This window comes from Balneolales bacterium ANBcel1 (assembly GCA_029688905.1).
Taxonomy (GTDB): domain Bacteria; phylum Bacteroidota; class Rhodothermia; order Balneolales; family Natronogracilivirgulaceae; genus SLLW01.
The window spans coordinates 189,905-212,113 of sequence record JARULB010000001.1; the positions used below are offsets into that span (position 1 = coordinate 189,905).

The following is a 22,209-nucleotide window of genomic DNA, read 5'->3' on the forward strand; positions in this document are numbered from 1 at the left end:
ATAATTCTCAGATGGCCTTATGCCATCATTTTACAAGCGTAAGACTTCTTGTTAGCTGCATGTCTCCGGCCTGAAGCCGGTAGATATAGGTTCCGCTCGAAAGTCCGGAGGCATCAAACGTTACCGAATACTGTCCCGATGCCAGGTGTTCGTCTTTCAGCAGAGCCACGCGCTGTCCAAGCAGATTGTACACGGCAAGGGACGCATGAGCCGATTCAGGCAGTGAGAATGATATGGTTGTGGCCGGGTTGAACGGGTTGGGATAGTTCTGGGCGAGTGTCAACTGGTCCGGTGTCTGTGTTAATGGATCTCCGACCGAGGTTGGCACTTCAACACCCGAGACATGCAGGTCATCAAAATACCAGGTAAAGTCGGCACTACCGTCTCCAATTTGCCCGTCCTGCAAGTCGAAAATCAGAGTGATCAGGTCCCATTCGATTGTGGCATCTGCTCCGCTCATATCCCAGGTTAATTCCTCCCACTCTTCACTGGTCGTGGTTGAAACCGCAACCTCGTATTCCTCGTCACCGTTTTGCTGCTCCACCTTAAACAGGACGGGAACATCCTCCCGCGGTGACCATACTTTCATGGTTACGGTGTGATTATCGCTGTCAAATGAAAACGCCTGATCAATATGCATGAAGGCGCCGGCCCAGAATGCTCCACCATCCTTGACCATCATACCGACCCAGTCGCTGTCGTTTACATTGTCGGGATGGGGATTCTCAACAACACCGGCGTTGCCACCGTCAAATCCGAAGAATGCCATATCCCAGTTGAAATCGCGGTCCTCAAAATCCAAAGGCAGTGTAACGGGATGCAGGTCACTTGGTGAGTCGGGTCCATCCGGCAGCGGGTCATCCTCCCGGGCTTGCGTGATCTCCAGATCATCGAAATACCAGGTAAAGGTATCACTTCCATCCCCCGTCTGACCTTCCTCAAGGTCGAAAATGAGCGTTATCATATCCCAGGTCTCATTGAAACCGGCTCCGCTCATATCCCATTCCATCACTTCCCACTCACCGCCGGCAGAAGTCGATACAACCACTTCATGCTCTTCGTCGCCATCAGACTGTTCCACTTTAACCGCAACAGGAACATCTTCCCGGGGGGACCACACCTTCATCGATATTCCATTGTTATCGGAATCAAAGCTAAACGGGCGGTCCACTTTAAACCATGCCCCACCCCAAAACTCTCCGCCATCCTTGACCATTTTTCCGACGCGATCGCTGCTGTTGACCTGATCCGGTGCGGGATTCTCGACAACGGATACCGAACCGCCATCGAAGTTGGTGAACGCCTCCTCCCAGTTGAAGAACTCATCCTCAAACGTCATCGGCAGTGCCACACGTGCTTCCGCATCGGTATCCTGATACACGCGTACATAGTCGACAATCATCTCCTGGGGAAACTCGGTGGTGTGATCCGGGTAGCCCGGCCAGTTTCCTCCCACGGCCACATTCAAAATCATATGGAATCGCTGATCGAACGGAGCCGGGAAGTCATGTCCCTGCGTGTACCAGTTGTTCTGGGTCTGATAAAGCTCTCCATCAACATACCACCGCATCTCGCCGTGCTCCCATTCCAGTGCAAAAGTGTAAAAGTCATCGGAAAACCGGCCTTCGTCGAGTTGGTAGTAATCACCGGTGTGGACATTATCCGGCCAGCCACCCCCATAGTGAAGGGTTCCGTGGACGATATCGGGCTCGTGTCCCAGGTATTCCATGATGTCGATTTCGCCGCTTGCCGCCCATCCGCCATACACATCATCGGTCGGCATCATCCAGATAGCCGGCCAGAGGCCCTGGCCGATCGGCATTTTTGCCCTGATTTCAAACCGGCCATACCGCCAGTCGCCATTATTGATGGAGCGGATTCTGGCGGAAGTGTAATTTTGACCGCCGTAGGATTCTTCCCTGGCAACGATGTGGAGATTGCCATCCCGTACAAAGATGTTTTCCTCCCGATCGGTGTAGTACTGTGACTCGTTATTGCCCCAGCCGACCAGCCCTTCCGATGCTCCGGTACCGTATTGGTAGGACCATTTTGACTCATCCAGCTCTTCTCCTTCAAACTCATCCGACCAGACCAGTTCCCAGTTCTGAGCGTGTGCATTGCCGATCAGAAAAGCGGCCATAAACACACACAGCATTGATTGAAGTACAGATTTTGTATAACTCATTGTGACATATTTTGACGGTTTGCTGCAGATTCCAGTCGATGTTTTGAATCCATCGCCCTGGGCGGTTAGTGTTGCTTCATCAGTCCATATAGATTTTCTGTCCGTAAGCAAGGTTAAAACGCACAAAGGGCGCCGGCATAAAACCTGCCGGCTACCCTCTGTGATGTGCTTTTAAGACAATTCTGGTGTCAGATGGTACTATTTCACCAGCATCATTTTTTTGGTTTGCGTGAACGAGCCGGCCTGCAGACGGTAGATATAAATACCGCTAGCCATCTCCGACGCGTCAAATTCGACCACATGCTGACCCGCCTGATACACTCCACCGGCAAGAACGGCGACACGCTGTCCCATGACGTTGAACACTTCAAGGGTTACGTCCGCCTGCTCCGGCAAGCTGAACTGGATGTTGGTCGTCGGGTTGAACGGGTTCGGATAGTTCTGGCTCAATTCATAAGCAGCCGGCATATTTCGGATGTCGTCATCGGTCGAAGTCGGCAGATCCGACTCATCAGCGTTGACTTCAAGGCGATCAAAGTACCAGGTAAAATCTTCGCTTGCGTCACCTTCTGCGCCCTCCTGGAAATCGAAGATCAGTACAACGACATCCCATTGCGTGTCCAGGTCGACTCCGCTCATATCCCACTGCATGACTTCCCATTCAACGCTGGTGCTGGTATTGCTGCTGATTTCATACTCGGCGCCACTATCCTGCTGTTCAACCTTCATCAGAACCGGCACATCGGCGCGCGGCGACCACACTTTCATGGAAACATGGGGGTCGTCGGGATCAAACGAAAAGGGCTCTTCAAGATGCATGAACGCGCCGGCCCAGAAGGGTCCGGAGCCTTTGACCATGCGTCCGACCCATTCGCTGTCGTTACCGTCACCCTGGTCGGGGTTTTCTACTCGTGAGGCATGGCCGCCATCAAATCCGAAGAAGGCGAAATCCCAGTTGAATTCCTCATCGTCAAAATCGAGGGGGAGAGAAACCGGGTGAAGGTCTGCGGGGGTAGCGGGACCTTCTGGACGGTCACTGTCCGGATCCGCGTGATTCACCTGGATATTATCGAAATACCAGGTCCAGTCGGGTCCACCGTCGCCATCCTGTCCCACATGAAAATCAAAGATCATGGTCAATTGATCCCAATCGATAAGAGGGCTGGCACCGCTATAGTCCCAGGTCATGGTCTCCCATTCACCCTCCGTAGAAGTAACGGCGAACGAATCATGTTCTCCCTCACCGTCAGACTGTTCAAGCTTGAGGTTGATGCCGACATTTCTTCGCGGGGACCAGACATCCATGGTGATGGTGTTGTTCTCTTCATCGAACCAGAACGTTTCTTCGGTCCAGAAGAACGCGCCGGCCCAGTAGATGGACGCGTCTTTAACCATGCGTCCGACCCAGTCGCTGTCATTATCATCATCCTTGTGCGGGTTTTCGATGACATCAACATGGGCGCCTTCAAATCCAAGGAACACATTGGCCCAGTCGATGGATTGGTCTTCGAAGTCAACCGGCAGGGGAACCCGGACCAGATCGGGTGCTTCATCGCCATTATCGCCATTATCGTCGGAATCACCGGGATCGCTCGGCTCGCCAGCATCAACTACCCCGGCCAGTTCAAAATCATCCATGTACCAGGTATCACGGGCACCTCCCTGTGGGGGATTATCAAAATCCATATCCATAATAACCACAACACGGTCCCAGGCTACATCCTGGTTGATGCCGCTCAAATCCCATTCCAGCGTATTCCACTCTTCTGCAAGAGTTACCTCCTTAAACAGGTCACCGGTTGAGTTTTGCTCATCGCGGGTCTCCAGTTTCATCTGGGCATCGATACCGTCCCGGGGCGACCAGATATTCAGGCGGAAGACCGCGTCATCCGTTCCAGAGACTGCTCTTTCGAGGTGATAAACAAAGCCCGCCCAGGGTTCAGCACTCTCCTGCTTGCTGTACTCCAGGACATGGTCGGAATCATTGCCGGCCGATTTGTCCGGGTTTTCTACGACCCGGAGAGCGGCTCCGTCGAATCCATAAAAGGTGTAGCCATCCCAGTCCACATCCACATCATCAATACTAAAGGCCGTCGGGAATCCCTGCATATCGGATCGATTCTCCGGGTTTTCGATCGTGACCGGGGCTGAGATGCCACCGTTTTCATCATTCCCGGCAACAACGGCAGTTACTTCGGAAGATTGAGCAAATAGCGAGGAAGCAGGCAGCAAAACCGCCATCAACATAATTACAGAATACTTGTACATATCAGAGCTTTTTGTGTGTTACTGTTTTTTTTTTGGGGGGGGATCAGGTGCAGTTCAGAGCCGTACGGATAGCACCCATGCTCTTTGATGAACCTGAAAGTGAAGGCAAAAAAAGCCCCGCAACCCGTACAGAGAGGAGAGGTTTACGGGTCGCAGGGCTAAATTGGTTAAGGATCAGTTATATCCGGGATTTTGCACCAGCGTGCGGTCCGAGAGGTTGATTTCGGATTGTGGGATGGGCAACAGACCCAGACGTTCCGTGCGGAAGTTAATCCGGATTTCCGCGGTGGCCTGGGCGTTGATTTTCTCGGCGGCTGTATCCAGGCCCATGCGAAGCAGGTCCCAGTAGCGAATGCCTTCACCGGCAAACTCCAGCCTGCGCTCTTCCATAATGTTTTCGCGTGTTGCTGGAATCTCTTCAAAATCGTCGCCGTATGCCCGCATCCTTACCCTGTTGAAATAGTCCTGGGCATTGGGAGAGTTCAGTTCGGCTGCCATAAGCAATACATCGGCAAAACGGATTACCGGGCGGTTGTAGGGCCAGTTGAACTCAGTATTGACCGATGGGTAGTCCGGGAAGCGGGGGTAGAATTTTTTGAAGGCGTACCCCTGCCACTGGTGCATTTCATCGGCCCTGTGATTGACCCCTTCATCCACCGGATCCAGAATACTGTAGAAATAGCGGGCGTCTGCATTCTGGTCAAATGACTCCACAAGATTTGTTGTCACCGGCTGGAACGACCATCCCGAAGCATACTCGGCATGAAATCCCACACCTCGCAGACCGGTCATCTGGGATGCCCAGTTGCCGATGGATCCGTTCAGAAAACCCCAGTCTCCGAAACTTGTCTCGATATGCTGGACCGAGAAAATCGCCTCGTTGTTGTTGTTTCCGTCAACGCCCCATTGAGCGCCGAAATCATCGAGCAGATCATGACCGCTGTTGCTGATCACATCTTCCAGGTGTGCGAGCACTTCGCTCTCGGTAACCGACAGGCTTCCAGCGCCGAAGACGGGCTGTACATAATCGCGGTGATAAAGGTAAACACGTCCGAGCAACGCCTGGGCGGCCCATGAGGTGGCTCTGCCGGCCTGATTTGCGGGCACTACATCGCGCAAATCGGGGATAATATCCACCAGCTCGGTCACCAGGAATTCATACACATCTCCCGGGTCGGCCTGGGACACCCTGATGTTTTCGGCAACCAGCGGCTCTTCGAACAGCGGTACGTTTCCGAACAGACGCACCAGGTCGAAGTAGAACAGTGCCCGGAGAAAACGGGCTTCCGCACCAATCACCACCCGGTCATGTTCGTTTTCAAATCTGATATTGTCAAGATTTTCAATGAGCAGGTTGGAACGGTAAATACCGGTAAACCGATCCGACCACAGGCCAAGAGCCTTGCTGTTATTCACCGAAATACTATGATCGTTAAACTCCAGGATTTCGGGCTGGTCACCGGGGCCTGACCCACCGCCATAGGCGTCGTCCGACAGCACATTGGAGACCAGGTCAAACGGATGGAAACCGGTATTATCACGTCCGTGTGAGAACGAGAGCACTTCATAAGTGGCGAACAGGGCCTGCTCGGCATCGGATTTAGACTGAAAGAAGTTGTCTTCGGTCCGTTGCACCGGCGGTTTGTGGTCCAGGAAATCATCCACACAGCCGGAGAGCATCAAAAGGCCAAGGAAGGAGATTACTATGGTTAATCGTTTCATAACAGATCAATTATGGAATTAAAAATCAAGATTGATACCCATGGTAAATGTGCGGGCTTGCGGATAGATATTTCGGTCGATGCCCACATTCAGCGCTCCGTAGGAGCCGATTTCAGGATCATGACCGGAGTATCCGGTGAACGTCAGCAGGTTCTGGGCAGAAACATAGAGTCTCAGGCGGGAGGCTCCGGCCAGGCTGGAGATGTTCGGTGGCAGCGTATATCCCAGGCTGATGTTTCTGAGTCTGACATAGCTTCCGTCTTCGACAAAGAAGTCGGACGGTCTGGTATAATTCCCGTTGGGGTCGTCGATGGTTACGCGAGGATGGCTTGTTGAGGGGTTCTCTTCGGTCCATCGGTCGAGTACATCATCCTTCCAGTTGGGCATGGGCAGATCGTGGCGCCGGGTGCCGCCTGTGAAAATATCCTGCCCGAATGCGCCGTACCAGAACATGTTCAGATCCCAGTTCTGGTAGCTGAGGTCGATATTGAACCCCATGGTAAAATCGGGATAGGGATTTCCGATTTTGACACGGTCTTCATCGGTGATCTGTCCGTCATCATTCTGATCGACAAAGATAAGGTCACCGGGACGTGCATTCGGCTGGATCAGTTCACCTTCGGAATTGACATGCGCCTGGATCTCGGCTTCGTTCTGGAAAATTCCTGCCGTCTCGTATCCCCAGAAGAAAGCGATGGGTTTGCCCACCATGGCCATGGCCACATGATCCATCGAAGTTGAAACGCCGGCGCCAAACAGGCGGCCCTCCTCGTTCTCGATTTTGGTCATTTCATTGCTGTTGTAGGTACCGGTCAGGTTGAGGTTGACGCGCCAGTCACCGAACGTTTGACGGAACCCGGACTCAACTTCAAATCCCCTGTTGCGTACCGTTCCTCCATTAACCGTAGGCGGTGCGTTGCCAATGAAAGCCGGGATCGGAGCTGCCAGCAGCAGGCCCTTGGTCTCCTTGTTGTAGACATCGAAATTAAAGTAGAGACGGTGGTCCAGGAATGCCGTTTCCAATCCGATGCTGATCTGCTCGGAAGTTTCCCATCGGAGGTTCGGGTTGGCAATCTGTGCGGGATAAGCCCCGGTTACCACGGAAGGATCCATGCCGAAACCGTACCCGGCGTGGGTGGTGATGAGCGGGGTGTAGCTAAACTGACCGATATTGTCGCTGCCATTCTGGCCCCAGCCCGCGCGCAGTTTCAGGTAGCTGATGTAGTCGTTGTCCCGCAGAAAATCCTCCCGTGAAATGACCCAGCCCACTGACACGGCCGGGAACATCCCCCAGCGGTCGTCGGGACCAAATTTGGAGGATCCGTCAAATCGAAGGACACCTTCCAGCATATACCGGTTGTTGTAGTCGTAATTAACGCGGCCGAAGTAAGATGCCAGCGACTCCAGCCCGAGGCCGCCCCAGTTTGCCTGGTTTTCCTCGTCCGTACCCACGGAAAGCCATGAATGGTCAAAGGACTCCATGGTCAGGTCGTATGCAACACCACCGAGGTACTCGTTGCGGTAGTCCAGCAGCTCAAATCCGGCCAGTACACTGAAGTTGTGATCCGATATCTGATCCTGGAATCTCAGCACGTGGCTGGTTTGCCAGGTGATCCACTTGTTCTGTTCCTGGGTGGCTGAGGTTGTTGAGTTGGAAACATTCCCGCCAAGGTTATAGATGGGATTGAATGAGCGGGTATTACCATAGGCAAGATCCAGATCCAGAGTGGATCTGAGGCTCAATCTGTCAGAGAAATTGAAGTTCCCGAAAAGCCCGCCGACAAATTTGTCCTCTTTCCATTCGGAGTTGATGATTTCGATAGCTGCCACCGGGTTCACCACCTCCTGGGAAGCGAAGGGAGAACCGGCGAAGTTGCCATCTTCATCATAGACCGGTGTGACCGGATCGATGTTGGCGACACGGGACATGATCCCGCCGAACTCCTCGTTGGGGTCAATTCCACGGGTTGTCTTGTTTGTATAGGTAAGGCGTGTTCCGTATTCAAGCCGTCCCCTCTTGTGGTTGGAGTTCACACGAAAAGACATCCGCTCAAATTTCGATTTTCCTTGCGCCACGATACCGTCCTGATGGCGGTATGACATGGAGGCCATGTAGGTTGAGGTCTCAGTACCGCCCGAAAGCCTGAGAGTGTGATCTGTGACCGGCGCATTGTAGTAGAACACCTCGTCCTGCCAGTTTGTGCCCGATCCGATTTCCGCCACGCGGTCGTCGATATCAGGAAAAGGAATGGCCCGTCCGTCGTTGGCATAACTTTCGTTCATGATCTTCATGTAGTCCGGGGCATCCAGCAGATTGGTTTCCCGCCACGGGTTCTGGAAACCGACATAACCCGTGTAGTTTACCTGCAGGGGTCCGGGAGAGCCCTGCTGCGTGGTGATCATGACCACCCCGTTGGCTCCACGCGCACCGTAAATGGCTGTGGCGGAAGCATCCTTTAGAACTTCAATAGATGCAATATCGGCGGGATTAAGGTAATCAATACCGCCGACCGGCATTCCGTCAACCACATAGAGCGGTTCGGCATCGCCCGTTGTTCCAATACCGCGGATCCTGACCGTGGCGCCGGATCCGGGCTGACCGGAGTTCTGCATCACCGTCACTCCCGCCGTGCGGCCCTGAAGCGCCTGTTCAACCCGCAACGGAGCCGCCTGCTCGATATCGCTCGCCTCAATGCGGGATATGGCTCCCGTCACAAGGCTCCGCTGTTGCAGGCCATATCCAACTACGATCAGCTCGTCACCGTAGATCACGTCAGGTTCCAGATCAATATCGATCCGCTCCCGTCCGTCTATACTGACCCGCTGTGTCACAAAGCCAACGTAACGGAACACCAGGGTTCCCTCAAGATCAGGGACATTGAGAGTAAAATCACCCTCCATACCGGTTGTCGTTCCAATATTGGTTCCGTGAAGCATTATGTTGACACCAATCAGGGATTCGCCCGTCTCGGCATCAACTACCGTTCCTCTGACGGTCTGTGCATCGGCATTAACCGCACCGAAAAACACTGCCGCCACTAAAAAAAGTAGTATCGATTTGTAATTGTTCATGCCTGGTTAGCTTTGGGTTTATGGAAACGCTTTTTTCCTGTTGTATACTATTTCACTAAAAAATGTGACTGTGCCCCTCACACCGGGGGCGTAAATGCTTTGAATTTTGTTGAAGTGCCAGGTTATCTGATGTCGCACTATCCTTGTTCACAGATCATGCATCATTTGATTACGCATCCCCGCCAGCAAATAATGATCGACACTGGTATATACAAAATATTTGCTCTTAGTGCAACTTTAGTAAAATTTATTTCACCGATTTCTTGGGGGATAAAAAAACTTCACCAGGGCTCGTATCTCACCTCTGAAGCTCCGGACCAGGCGGCTCCGCTGATGCTGCATCACCTGTCCATACCGCTGCTATTTATTACAATTCGACGATTTAACATGCCTTTGAGGCAGTCGAAGCGTTGCATCCGCAAAACCTCCTCCCAAAAACGAACACCGGAATGGCACGGTTTCCGGAGCTTGCGGATCCCTCTCAAACAGGGTGATATCGATGACAGCACCGGGGGTACCATCAGTGCAACTTTTTTTATTTAGGGAATATTTTGCATTATATTGCATCAACAGAAAGCCAAAGCGCGCTAATTCGCATCATATTCATGGCGTTTTTTTGCCTTCCTGCTTATGAGTGCGGCTTAACGCGGTTCTTTCGGACTTTTTTAATCCCCTTTGATCTATTACATTTGCAAAATATTTGCTTTTCACCAACCCCGATTCCATGAACAGCAAACAGTTCCTGATTGTACGTATCACTGCCATTGTTGCCCTGGGCGGCTTTCTGATGGGCTTCGACGCTTCTGTCATTTCGGGTGTCGTAAGATTTATTGAGCCCGAGTTTGGCCTCTCCAAGCTGCAACTGGGTTGGGCGGTCGGTTCATTGACGCTTACATCCACTCTGGCTATGCTGCTGGCAGGCCCGCTGAGTGACCGTTTCGGGAGACTTGCCATTCTCAAGGCAGCAGCTGTTCTCTTCGGCGTCTCCGCCATTGCATCGGCCCTCGCGCCCACTTTTACCATTCTCGTGATCGCCCGGATGATCGGCGGATTGGGAGTCGGGGCATCATTGATCGTCGCCCCCATGTTTATTGCCGAGATATCCCCTCCCAAAATGAGGGGAAAAATGGTGAGTGTGAATCAGCTCAATATCGTGATCGGTATTTCCGCCGCCTTTTTCACCAATTATCTGATCCTGCGCTGGGGACAGTCCGAAGCCTTTTTGGCTCAGACGCTGATGTTCGCGGAGTACAACTGGAGATGGATGCTCGGACTGGAAACCCTGCCTGCCATCATTTACTTCATAGGCCTGTTTTTTGTACCGCAAAGTCCCCGCTGGCAGATCAGAGCAGGTAAAATCGACGAAGCCAGGCAAACCATGAACCGTCTGTACGGGGAGGAAGATGCGGACAAGCAAATCACCGATGTTATCAACAGCCTGGAAGCGGACAAACACAAGGAGAACGTTTCCGTCACCGAACTTCTCCAGCCGGCGTTGCGCTTTGTCCTGATCATAGGCATTTCCCTCGCCATTTTGCAGCAAATTACCGGAATCAACGCGGTTTTCTTCTATGCCCCCATGATCTTCGAGCAATCCGGAATCGGCACGGATGCTTCCTTCATGCAGGCTGTTCTGGTTGGACTGACCAATCTCGTATTTACCATCCTGGCCATCATGTTCATTGACAGGTTCGGGAGAAAACCGCTGCTTTTGTTCGGCATGACCGGAATTGCCCTCATGATGATTCTGCTCTCCTACGGGTTCCACTCTGCCTCCTATGAACTCACACCAGAAAGCATCGAAACCCTCGATGAGACCATCGACAGGACCGCTTTGGTGCAAAACATGAGCGGAACCACATTTCCGAACGATGTCGTTTTCAAACAGGCCCTGGCTGAAACCATCGGCCAGGAGGCGGCGATCGAACATGAATCCGCAATCATCACCGCGGCGATCGATATCAATCCGACACTGATCCTGTTGGGGATACTGGGCTTTGTGGCCTCATTTGCCATCTCTATCGGACCGGTGATGTGGGTCATGTTCTCGGAGCTGTTCCCGCTGCGGGTACGGGGGCTGGCGATCTCCCTTGCCGGATTTATAAACTCCGGAGTGAGTTTTCTGGTGCAGCTTGTATTTCCATGGGAGCTGGCTACCCTTGGTAACAGCATGACATTCCTTATCTACGGACTTTTTGCCATTGTCGGCCTGCTGCTAGTTTGGAAAGTCGTTCCTGAAACCAAAAACAAGTCGCTCGAAGAACTCGAGGAGCAGTTGGTCAGAGTGCGGGAATAAATTGCAAACGAAACTCCGGTTCCCGAACGTGAATCTGGATCCGGGCCTGTTTTCATCTCCGGGCCCGGGTCCATATCCTGCTGGGGTCTCTGTGTCCGGCCCGGGTCCATATCCGGCCGGAGATCATATCAGAACCTTGATCCATCTGCGGGTCTGTCCCCTCCCCGGGTCCAAACCTGACCCGAAGAATATCACATCACCCAACAGGTACTACATCTCTACAGCTCCCCTCTGCGTCGCACCAGCTCTTCTTTAATTTCGTTGGCCTTTTTCTCTGACAGGTCGTACCCCCACATGACCCAGATGGCCAGTGCGGCGGTGAAGGCGGGTATCAGAATATCGGCAATTCTCAGGTGGGTCATTGTTTCCGCGGTCTGAACGGCTGCGTTCTGGTCAAACCCTACCAGCTTCAGCACAAGGCCACTCAGTACAAGCGATACGCCATGACCCAGCTTCACCATCCACCAGTAAATAGCACCAAATGTTCCCTCCTTGCGTGGCATTCCGTTATAATACTCATCCAGATCACACACATCCGCCGTCATACTCATCATCAATGTGAACAGGCCACCAATTCCAAACGACATCAGCGGGATCGGCATGAACATCAGCCACGGGTTATCCGGCGAAAAGCCCCACCACTTCAGCATGTACCCGGCAATTGATATCAATGTCGAAATCACAAAGGCATTGCGCTTTCCGACTTTGTTCGCGATCCACGTGATGATCGGAATCACAAGAAATGCCGTAGTAGCGGCACTGACGGTTGAAAACCAGGCAGGCCAGGATCCGGCGTCGCCGTAATCCCCATTGAAAATGTAGAACAGAATGATGAAATAGCTGAACGATGCCACCATCTGGAAGCCGTTGAACACCAGAAACGTTGCGCCGCAAAGGCGTACAAAGGGCCTGTTTTTTGCAACCTCGACAATCTTCGACAACAGGTCTTTAAAATTCTTCGCGATCGATTTTACATTGAGCTCAGCCCTGTTTGTGATCCGGGACTGATCGACCTCCTTGCAGAACAGACCGGGCAGTATCCCGATCAGCATACAACCGGCACCCACAATGACAGCCAGCTGATGCACGCCTTCTGCCTGGGTGTCAAACAGATCCGGATTGGCGATAATAACCCAGAACCAGGGCACAATCATCCAGGCGAACTGCCCAATCGTTTGCGCAAAACCCATGAGCCGGGTCCGCTCTTTATAGTCAGGGGTCATCTCATACCCGAGACCGATCAATGGGGTGGAAAAAATAGTATTTGCTGTAATGAAGAGAATCGAAAAGAACAGAAAATACCAGAAATTATACGCCTGTGTCCCATCGGGATCGAGCTGCCAAAGCAAAATAAACATAATACCGGCCAGGATAGCGCCCACGAAAATATACGGCTTCCTTCGTCCGAACCGGGATTGCGTGTTATCGGTGATATATCCCATGATCGGATCCGTGATGGCATCCCACAGCCTGGGCAAGCCGCCAAGCAAACCGGCCAGAAACGGGTCAATACCAAACGCCGTAAGCAGAAAGAATTGAAAAACACCAAGAGCCCCCGGCAACAAGTTATTGACGAGATGGCCTGCACCAAATGCAGCCTTTTCGAGGATAGGTATTTTATACTTTTGGGGAGTCGTTTGGTCTGACATAATTCTCTGTTTTAATAATTATTCGGAATCACCTGCTTCCATAATTTCGGCCATGGTTGGTGGTACCAGCACATCCTGCATCAACGAGTCCAGATCGCCACCATACGTTTTTGTGATGGGCATACCGTCACGGGTCAATCCGTCAAAAACACCCTGATCCACCAGATCCCAAATCGGGTATTTGGCCTCTGCATCCAGATTGATCAGCCCGAAATGATTTTCGGAGCCGAGCGGGTTTCCGGCATCTTTCCATGGCTCATCGAATGCTTCGAAATAGAATACCGAGATCCCTTCGCGATTGGACCAGTCTCTGATATGGTGATAATAGAGCCCGGACTTGTACTCATCCGCAGCGCGGGACCCATCCACTCCGTATCCGTCTGTTGAAACCGTTGCCCATCCGGTCTCACCGACATGCACCGGCTTGTCCACACCAAGCCCTTCCATATAGTCGACAACACTCTCATATTGCGAGATGGCATATTCCCGGGATCGCTCCATTGCCGCGTGAATCTTTTCCAAATCGCCCAGGTGCTCTTCCTCTTCGGGAACCCCCCAGAACTCCGGGTTATAATGTGTATCGTGCATCGGGTAGGTGTGCATGGAGATGAAATCCACAGCACGAATCAGCTCGTTCAGGTCCTCGTTGTGATATTCCTCACCCCCGCCGCCCCAGGAGGCGAAATTATCGGAGCTGGTGATCCAGAGTGTTTCGGGTAACTCCCCCTGCCGCTTCAAATCCTGCAGATAATTAACCCATCGCAGGATGATCGCCGGTTCTACATAATACTCCCATGCCCAGTGCACCATGGCCTCATTTCCTACGGCAATGATCTTGACGATTTCCGGATATTGCTGCGCCAGCTCAACGGCACGGGCGATTTCTTCAGCGTTTCGCTCACTCTCTTCATCCCGGATGCGGTCGGGCTCATCCGTCCAGGCATTTTTGCAGTCGATCCAGGCGCCCAGCATCAGGTACATTTCAAACTCCGGATCCTCATCCATCAACTCACGAATCACTTTCAGCAGATTCTCCGCTTCATCATAATGCACATTGTACGTTCGGAGCAGCCGTACGCCCATGGCATGCAGCAGCTTCACATCCTCCCTCAACTGAGGAAGCGTAGGCTGGACGTCCCGCGTGGTGTCGCGGTAGGCGCCGAAGGATATGGCCTGATACTCAGGGTCGCCGAGGATATCCTCAGCCGTAACCTGGATAGAAGAGAAGTCGTGAACATCCTGCCGGGTACAGGAGAACACAAGCACGGCTGCCAGAAAAGGGATCAGCAGCAAATATGGTTTCTTGTTGATGGGAGTCATAGCGTATATCAATCCTGGTTAATAAAAATCGAATCCGGCAGCGAGACTCTGATTTCGCTGATTTCACCCGATCTTCGGAAAACGTGCCTGCTCGTCTCATCGTCAAGCTGACTTCCGCTGACCTTCCCGGGTTCCTTGTCAAAGTACCGCACCTCTACCGCTTCCTCTTCACCGATATGATATATCACCGGAACCTGGCAGTATGAGAAGCAGAGTGCATTTTCCGGCAGATCAATTTGCTGCGTTTCCTGTTTGACATTCACGAATTCCAGGCTGCCGCCATCGGTTAGAAACTCGCTCTTTTTCAGCAGTCCGGGGCGGAAGGCAAGTCTGCCGTGGTTGATGGAAACGCCAAGCTCACCGATACTTACCAGAATATCCTCCTTCACCTGTCCGGTCATACCCGGTTGCTGCGCTCCCCGGTGGCTGGGTGTGTGGGAGTAGGGATCCGTCGGGAACGCCCCGTACTCATCCGGAGATTTGTGAATTCCGATACCTTCGCCGATCTCATGGAAATGGGAAATCAGGCCACTAATAACAGGCTCCTGTTCATTTTCCTGGTAGGCCTTCTCAAAAATCTCCTGAACGGCAAGATGGAGTTTTGATACCATGTGCCAGTAGATGGATCCGAGGCCTTCATAGGCGAAAAATGTGCCGGACCGTCCCGTGAAGGCTTTGTGGTTGAACACTTCCTCGAAAATGGAAAGCACCAGCTCCGTTTCCTGCTCTACCAGCTGTCCAAAGCCCTTCTCCTTCAACTGCATCAGTGCTGTCCGCACATCACCGGAATTCCGGAAATTCCCGTTGAAATGGTATCCTCCGGTTACATCCCGGTTGATCAGACTGGTATCTCCTTTTTCCAGGAGCAATTGCAGCAGCCGGGACTTGTTTACCGAGCTCTCCGAAATATTGTTTTTCTCAAGAAAGCGCGGCAGCTCTTTTTCGGGATAGAGTATGTAGCTGTTTTGATCTTCCCGGTACAGAGCGCTGTTCCTCAGTGCATCCAGTATTTGCACCGCTTCCTCGGGCCCGGGATAACCCGAGCTCAGTACCGCAACCTGGCCCTCCAGCATCTCACTTAAGTATTCGATGGATATGCCGTCTTTGTTCATACTCATGATGTTATAAGCATGATACAGGTGATCCGGCCGGCGGTTGACTTCAATGGTGTGTTCAAGGTGTTTCAGAGCCGAGTCGATGAAACCGGCCAGTTGGTCCATCTTCAGACTTGCCTTGTCACCACTGAATCCGTGATCATAAATTTTGGTGCGATACGCGCCACCGGCCTGACCAAGCGCATCGGTTATCCGTTTCCGGTCCGGATCGTCGATACGGCCGCCAAGTACATCCTCATACCTTTCAAATACACCGGCCAATTGGTCAAAAAGCTCTACAAGCTCTATCGATGCCTGAATTTCATCAACCTTTGTATTCCGGATCAGATCTTTGAAGAATGTGAGTAAACGCCTGAGATAGTACAGGGTGACCATCGAGACACCATTGCCCACCAGCGCGTTGTTAGCATCATTCCATTCCGGCCGCTGGGTATTCATCCATATTCCGCCTTCCGGAATATAATTGGATAGCTTGGAAAGCATCGTTGCAAGGATTTTTTCCATGAAGTTGACATGGTGAATATCACTTGCCTGGCTGCCGATCAATGAGGCGTCAGCGCCTTTTGCGGCAACATTCTCGCGGATCGCCTTGTCCAGTGCGGCGTCAAAATCAATCGTGTTTTTCGGATCCCTGGCGATATCTTCATAGGGCTTGATGCGATAGGGCACGTTTGCGTACACGAAGTATTCGCTGTCAAACAGCTTTTCAAGTGCCTCCGGTTGATACCTGTTGTAAAACTCCAGAAACTTGAGCAGATAAATAATCTGATGATCCCCCCAGTAGCCGATGTAGGACCAGGGATTGTCCGGCTCGATGGTCTCCCAGTCGAAGCCCCCTTTTGTGACACGGTAGGGATTGTATCCATCGAATGTAGTGGCATTCAAAAACTTGAAAATCATCCCTTCGATGAAATCCGGGTAGGATTGGACGAGTGCTTCCCAGTTCTGGAACAGGTCCCGCCAGTTGCCCTGATAATCCAGTATCTTCGAGCCATCCAGTTCACTGTGGGTGTTGATGGAGAACTGATTCCAGGGACGGCTGGGATCTCCATGCCGCCGGCTGAACTTTAATGGCAGGTACTCTTTGCAAAGCCGGTACAGATCAGCATCATCGGATCCGGCCAGACGGCTATAGAGCTCCTGTGCATCAAATATCTCCGGTAAATCATCCAGGAAACTCCGGCTTCTTTCGACAACCTCCCGGCTTGCATTGGAGAGATAAGAAACCAGATCCTGTTTTTCGATCCGGTAGTTCCGGTCCGGGGTACCACCGCGCATGATATTGAACAGCACATTTGAGTAGTGGCGGGCGTCTTTTGCCGGATCTGCGGTCAGTCGTGCAGCATCGGCGCCGGATGTAAGCTCGGTCAGTTTTACGGTACCTCTTTCGATATCCTGCTCGACTAGCCGGTCGAGATCATCGTTCTCTTTGATGGCCTGGATCAGCTCAACGACGCCGGCATGGTTCTGGTTCACATTGGCAATGATTTTCCAGCTCTGTGACTCGTTGTTGCCCAATTTAATATCCGTGTGTACGAAATAGGCTCCCTTTTCACCTTTGATATCGTTTTCATTGTGCACTGACTCCCCTTTCCGAAAGCTGTCCAGCTGCAGCGACGAGACCAAACGACCGGGGCGGTCAAAACCGAGTGACCAGGCGACATTGGCTTTCAACGCTTCGCTGGGCTCCGCCTTGTCAACTATGATCGCGCTAAGCGCATAAATACCCAGTCCGGCTTCCTCAATCAATTCATTTCTTTTATAGGCGTCGACCAGGTTGCTGTAGGCATTTTGCATGTCCGGTCCGATCCCGTACGGTAAAAGGTTCTGAATACCATCCAGCAAAGTAATGTCGTACTCTTTTCCGGAAACATTCTCAAGTTCCGCTTTGCGGACAAAACCATACATGTTACTCGAATTCCACTGGTAACGGAACACCAGCCCCAGGTCCCGGTTGACCTCTTCAAACAGGACCTTGTTCCCATGGAAGTTCTTGTAAAGGTTCCGCTGGATGTCATATGCGTCCCTGTTTCGATCGGAAAAAGGTTCCCAGACATGAACCTGATCGTCTGAGCGAACCTGAAAAACCGTCTTGCTGCCTGTTATATCCGCAGATTCCGTGATTTTGTCATCCGTATAATACGGAAAGAGGGCATACTCACTGTTTTTCCGTCCGGCGGATAGTCCGCCATTGCTTGAGATGAACATCCAGTGGTTGGATTCGCTGACCACGTTCATGAAAAACGGACGCATCGCGTCACTGTTGGTGATCTTGAACCAGGTCTCTTTATCGAGGTTAATCGTTTTGATATCCAAGTCGACTCGGGATTAATGTATTATGATTTAATTTCTTGTCTGTTTGGCTCTTCGCCAGGCGTCCTTCAGGGAGATGTTATCAAAATGCTCTTCGAGCATTTCCGGTGTTGCATCCGGCGCATAGGGGTCGAATAAGTGGGCCTCTTTGAGCACATAATAGGCGGCTCTGGGGTAAAGTGGATAGTGCCCCAGGGAGTCTGTCGGGCCTTTGGCCATGACTCCGAACCACTCTTCGTTCATATTGTTCTCGCCTTCCACATAGTCACATTCATAGGCGGCGTTGGCCCATGTCGCTTCGGTGTTGTGCACGTCCAGATCGTAGGTCTGGCCATGCTTCCACCAGCCGTCACTGAACTGAAAGGTGAACCCACCGACAGAGTTGCCGGTTTTCCCCATTCCAGCGGCATATTCATAGACCTCCTGCCAGTTACCGTGTACATAGTAGGCCTGGCAAAGTTGGTCTTCCTCCTCTGTTTTCGCGTTGTACGCATCGGCGCCGAATTCCGTAAGCAGCACCGGTTTATCATATTTTTCTTTCACACGGTCGTACAAATAGGTAAAGGAGACTCCGCGGTAAACATTGGCCCCGAAGATATCCATGTCCGGGACTTCCTCCGCGATGATATCCAGAAACAGCAGATCCCCGTTTGCCATGGCGACCGGCCGGTTTGGATCGATCTCCTTCATGGCAACGGCTGCCTTGTTAAACAGGCGGTACATATGCCGGGCCCTCTCCCGCGCCACGGGATCTTCCTCCGGAATATCCTCCGTTTCGGCACCACTCCAGAAGAGTCCATAGTTATTCTCGTTGCCAAGCAGGTACAGCAGCAGGCCGCGTGTTCCCCTGAACTCCTCAGCCAGATCGGCCACTTCCTGCATCAGCATGTCTATAACTCGTTGATCCGAGTAGTCCGTGTCTGCAACCCACTCGTCTTCAATGGTTAACCCGTACCGGCCAAAGGAGTGGTTCAGCATGGTGTAGATACCGAAGTTGTCGTATATATAGGTAATCCATCGGGGCGGGATACCCTTGTAAACACGAATGGCGTTCACACCAATGTCTTGCAGCAATCCCATCTCATGATCGAGGGCTTTTTTGATGAAGTCATCGGACTCGTCCCACACCACATACTCATAGTTGGTGCCAATCGGGAAGTAGTCCCAGTTCATGCCGTTTACCATCAGGGGCTTGTTGTCCACCAGCAAAACCCATCCATCCGGACCTTCGGAAACCTCCACGACCTGCCCGGCAAATCCCGGGGAAGCCGGAAGCACACACATGAAACAGAATATCAAAACTTTGGCTACTCTTTTCATCATATCTGTATTTCACTCATATTCGCGGGATTACACCACCCGGAAGCAGATCCGGGCAGATCGCGACAACGGGTACTCCCCGGATCCATAGTGCCTGGGTATTCGATGAATCATGAAATGCCTCATCACCAGCCAATAATTGTGTACCGCCCCCACCCTGCTGCCGGCTGAAAATATGAGATATGGAGGCATATGAAAGGTATATCCCGCCCGCAAACAATGCAAATAATTTTTACTAATAATGAAAATTTATTGTTGATTTTTCTCTCCGCGCTCCCTAAGGCGTATGGCTGAATGATCATGCCGGCGTGCCGCTCCCCTCTCTCTGCAGGAACCCCCGGAGTTCTTCATTCGGTACAACTTAGCCGTTATAAACCGAAAAAAGCACTGTACTCAATTCACACAGGCCTCCACACCGTTTCTCTTTCATCCTTCAGACCACACAATAGAGGAAGCAATACCTCGGCCGGAAAAGCGTACAAATTCAGTGGAATAAAAGCAAAATATTTTCCATTTTTGCAGAAGCGAAAAACATGAAGCCGGAATAATACGAAAACAAACCTGTTGCCTGCATGTCCTGCTCTCCCCGATCCGGCGGAGGAAGGATGCCCGGGGCTTCACATTATTATATCAACAGCAGACATGAGACATTCGGAGTCAAAAACGGATCCCGGAACGAAGCGGGACGGGGAGCATCACAAAACCGTACCCTACAGAAATGCGTCTCTGCCGGTCAGTGAGCGGGTTGAAGACCTCCTGTCACGAATGACGCTGTACGAGAAGATCGGTCAGATGACTCAGCTTGACATCACCCTGATCAACACCACCGGGGAACAGAGGGATGTGGAGCTTGATCCTGAGAAAGCTCGGGACTTTATCCTGAACCATCACATCGGCTCGTTCTTAAATGGGGAAGCGGTTTCGGCCGGGGCCTGGTATGAGTTCATGAAGGAGCTTGCCCGTATCGCTGTGGAGGAAAGCCGCCTGGGCATACCCATTATTTACGGCATTGACCATATACATGGGGCAAGTTATCTGGAAGGAGCCACATATTTTCCTCAGAGCCTTAATCTTGCAGCAACATTCAACCCCGAGCATGCCCAGAACACCGGCAAGATCACCGCGCTGGAATCAGCCGATCTGGGACATCACTGGATATTCGCACCTGTGCTTGACCTTGGTGTAAATCCGCTCTGGCCGCGTCTGTGGGAAACGTTTGGAGAAGATCCGTATTTGGCCGGTGTGATGGGCGCCGCATATGTCACCGGACTGCAAGACAACGACGACACCGCTCCCTTCAAACAGGCTGCCACCGGCAAGCATTTTCTCGGTTATTCCGACCCGCGGTCGGGATGGGATCGCACTCCTGCTCATCTGCCCATGCAGCAGATACATGAATTTCACCGCCCGGCCTTCCAGAAAGCTGTTGATGCCGGACTAAAAACCATAATGACCAACAGCGGCGAGGTGAATGGTATCCCGGTTCCGGCATCGCACGAGCTGCTGACCGTGCTTCTTCGCGAAAAAATGGGTTTTGACGGCGTAATCGTAACAGACTGGGACGATATCGGCAAGCTGACAGACTTCCATTACACGGCCGATAGTTTCAAGGAAGCAACCCGCCAGTCGGTCATGGCAGGCATCGACATGAGTATGACCCCGCTTCACCTCGATTTCAACACATCCCTGCTGGAACTTGTGGAGGAAGGGCAAATTCCGGAAGAGCGGATCGACGAATCCGTGCGAAGAATCCTCAGGCTGAAGTTTGAACTGGGCCTTTTTGAGCACCCCTTACCGCGCAACGACCGTTTCGACCGAATCGGTCATGCGGATAACCGGCAAAAAGCGCTTGATGCCGCCCGGGAGTCCATCATCCTGCTGAAAAACGATAATGAACTGCTGCCGTTGTGCCGCCCGGCAAAAATCGGTGTCATGGGACCATCCGCCGACAGCAAAAGAAACCTGTCCGGTGGCTGGACCATAGCCTGGCAGGGAGGCCATGAATCACAGTATCCGGAAGAGATGCGCACCGTGTACAGCGCTTTGAAAGATTCGTACCCGGATGCCGAAATCGTGCTGTTTGGGCGGGATGACATCCCTGATGCCGGGAATGCATCGGATTCGGACCGCAAGTCTTTCCTCGACAAAGTGGACGGGCTGGACGCGGTAATCTACGCAGGTGGCGAAAAACCGTACTGTGAGTTCGCAGGCAATATCAACGACATCAATCTCCCACAGAAACAGATTGATGAGCTGGGGATGCTGGCACAGTCTGAGACACCGGTCATCCTGGTACTGATCCAGGGCCGGCCGCGCCGAATCAGTGACATTCTGGAGAGTACAGACGCCATCCTCTACGCCGGGTTACCCGGATTTGAGGGAGCCCGTGCCATCGCCGATGTCATCAGCGGGAAGGTCAACCCGAGTGGCAAAATGCCGGTCACCTATCCAATGGAACCGAATCACTTTCTGCCATACAATCATAAAAAAAGCAATCTCTACTTTTTTGATCCGGCCCGGGCAAATCAGATCATCCAGGGAGAACTTACGACTTCCACGTTCCCGTTCGGATTCGGCCTTAGCTATACCACGTTCGAATATTCCGACCTGAAACTCAGTGCGGATTCCATGGACGAAAACGGCAGTATAGAGGCCACCGTAACCGTCACCAATACCGGACGGGCGGAAGGCAAAGAGACGGTTCTCTGGTTCATTTCTACCCATACGGGGCGTATTACCCGCCCTGTAAAAGAGTTGAAACACTTCGAGCGGACTACTCTGAAGCCGGGCGCATCGGCTGCACTCACATTTGTCATTACCCCGGATCAGTTATCCTATCCAGATGAAAACGGAGAGATGATACTCGAAAAAGGTTCGTACAGTGTCCGGGTCGCCGAACTGAAGAAAGATTTCAAAATCATAGCCTAAACCAACCTGTCTACCACCAAT

At 52.1% G+C, this 22,209-nt stretch carries 10 protein-coding genes; 2 read left to right on the plus strand and 8 right to left on the minus strand.

Going from position 1 to position 22,209, the window contains the following annotated elements; all coding sequences use genetic code 11:
• Nucleotides 1-25: 25 nt before the first annotated feature.
• From QA596_00810 to QA596_00825, 4 genes are all read right to left on the minus strand, one after another.
• Nucleotides 26-2,140 carry a family 16 glycosylhydrolase gene (locus tag QA596_00810; protein ID MDG5765985.1) on the minus strand — a complete coding sequence of 705 codons (2,115 nt, stop codon included), beginning with the start codon at nucleotides 2,138-2,140 and terminating at the stop codon, nucleotides 26-28.
• 243 nt (nucleotides 2,141-2,383) lie between these two features.
• Complete coding sequence (locus QA596_00815) at nucleotides 2,384-4,453, minus strand: T9SS type A sorting domain-containing protein (GenBank protein ID MDG5765986.1); 2,070 nt, start codon at nucleotides 4,451-4,453, stop codon at nucleotides 2,384-2,386.
• 174 nt (nucleotides 4,454-4,627) lie between these two features.
• On the minus strand, nucleotides 4,628-6,175 hold the full coding sequence (locus QA596_00820; GenBank protein MDG5765987.1) for a RagB/SusD family nutrient uptake outer membrane protein: 1,548 nt from the start codon (nucleotides 6,173-6,175) through the stop codon (nucleotides 4,628-4,630).
• Nucleotides 6,176-6,193: 18 nt separating this feature from the next.
• Entirely contained in the window at nucleotides 6,194-9,247 is a 3,054-nt protein-coding gene (locus tag QA596_00825) for a TonB-dependent receptor (GenBank protein ID MDG5765988.1), read from the minus strand.
• A gap of 724 nt (nucleotides 9,248-9,971) precedes the next feature.
• On the opposite strand from QA596_00825, the gene QA596_00830 reads away from it, so the two are divergent.
• The gene (locus tag QA596_00830; protein MDG5765989.1) at nucleotides 9,972-11,543 is read left to right on the plus strand and encodes a sugar porter family MFS transporter; all 1,572 of its coding nucleotides are present in this window, start codon (nucleotides 9,972-9,974) and stop codon (nucleotides 11,541-11,543) included.
• Nucleotides 11,544-11,761: 218 nt separating this feature from the next.
• Here the strand turns inward: QA596_00830 and QA596_00835 are convergent, their stop codons facing one another.
• From QA596_00835 to QA596_00850, 4 genes are read right to left on the minus strand one after another with little or no spacing between them, the layout of a single operon-like run.
• Nucleotides 11,762-13,192, minus strand: a complete 1,431-nt coding sequence (locus QA596_00835) for an MFS transporter (protein MDG5765990.1) — start codon at nucleotides 13,190-13,192, stop codon at nucleotides 11,762-11,764.
• A gap of 18 nt (nucleotides 13,193-13,210) precedes the next feature.
• A complete protein-coding gene (locus QA596_00840; GenBank protein ID MDG5765991.1) occupies nucleotides 13,211-14,512 on the minus strand; it encodes a glycosyl hydrolase family 17 protein in 1,302 nt (433 codons plus the stop codon).
• Nucleotides 14,513-14,520: 8 nt separating this feature from the next.
• The gene (locus QA596_00845) at nucleotides 14,521-17,943 is read right to left on the minus strand and encodes a hypothetical protein (GenBank protein ID MDG5765992.1); all 3,423 of its coding nucleotides are present in this window, start codon (nucleotides 17,941-17,943) and stop codon (nucleotides 14,521-14,523) included.
• Between the two features lie 27 nt (nucleotides 17,944-17,970).
• Nucleotides 17,971-19,263 (minus strand): glycoside hydrolase family 2 TIM barrel-domain containing protein, encoded by a 1,293-nt coding sequence (locus tag QA596_00850; GenBank protein ID MDG5765993.1) that lies wholly within the window; start codon nucleotides 19,261-19,263, stop codon nucleotides 17,971-17,973.
• 639 nt (nucleotides 19,264-19,902) lie between these two features.
• On the opposite strand from QA596_00850, the gene QA596_00855 reads away from it, so the two are divergent.
• Nucleotides 19,903-22,188 (plus strand): glycoside hydrolase family 3 N-terminal domain-containing protein, encoded by a 2,286-nt coding sequence (locus QA596_00855; GenBank protein ID MDG5765994.1) that lies wholly within the window; start codon nucleotides 19,903-19,905, stop codon nucleotides 22,186-22,188.
• Nucleotides 22,189-22,209 lie beyond the last annotated feature (21 nt).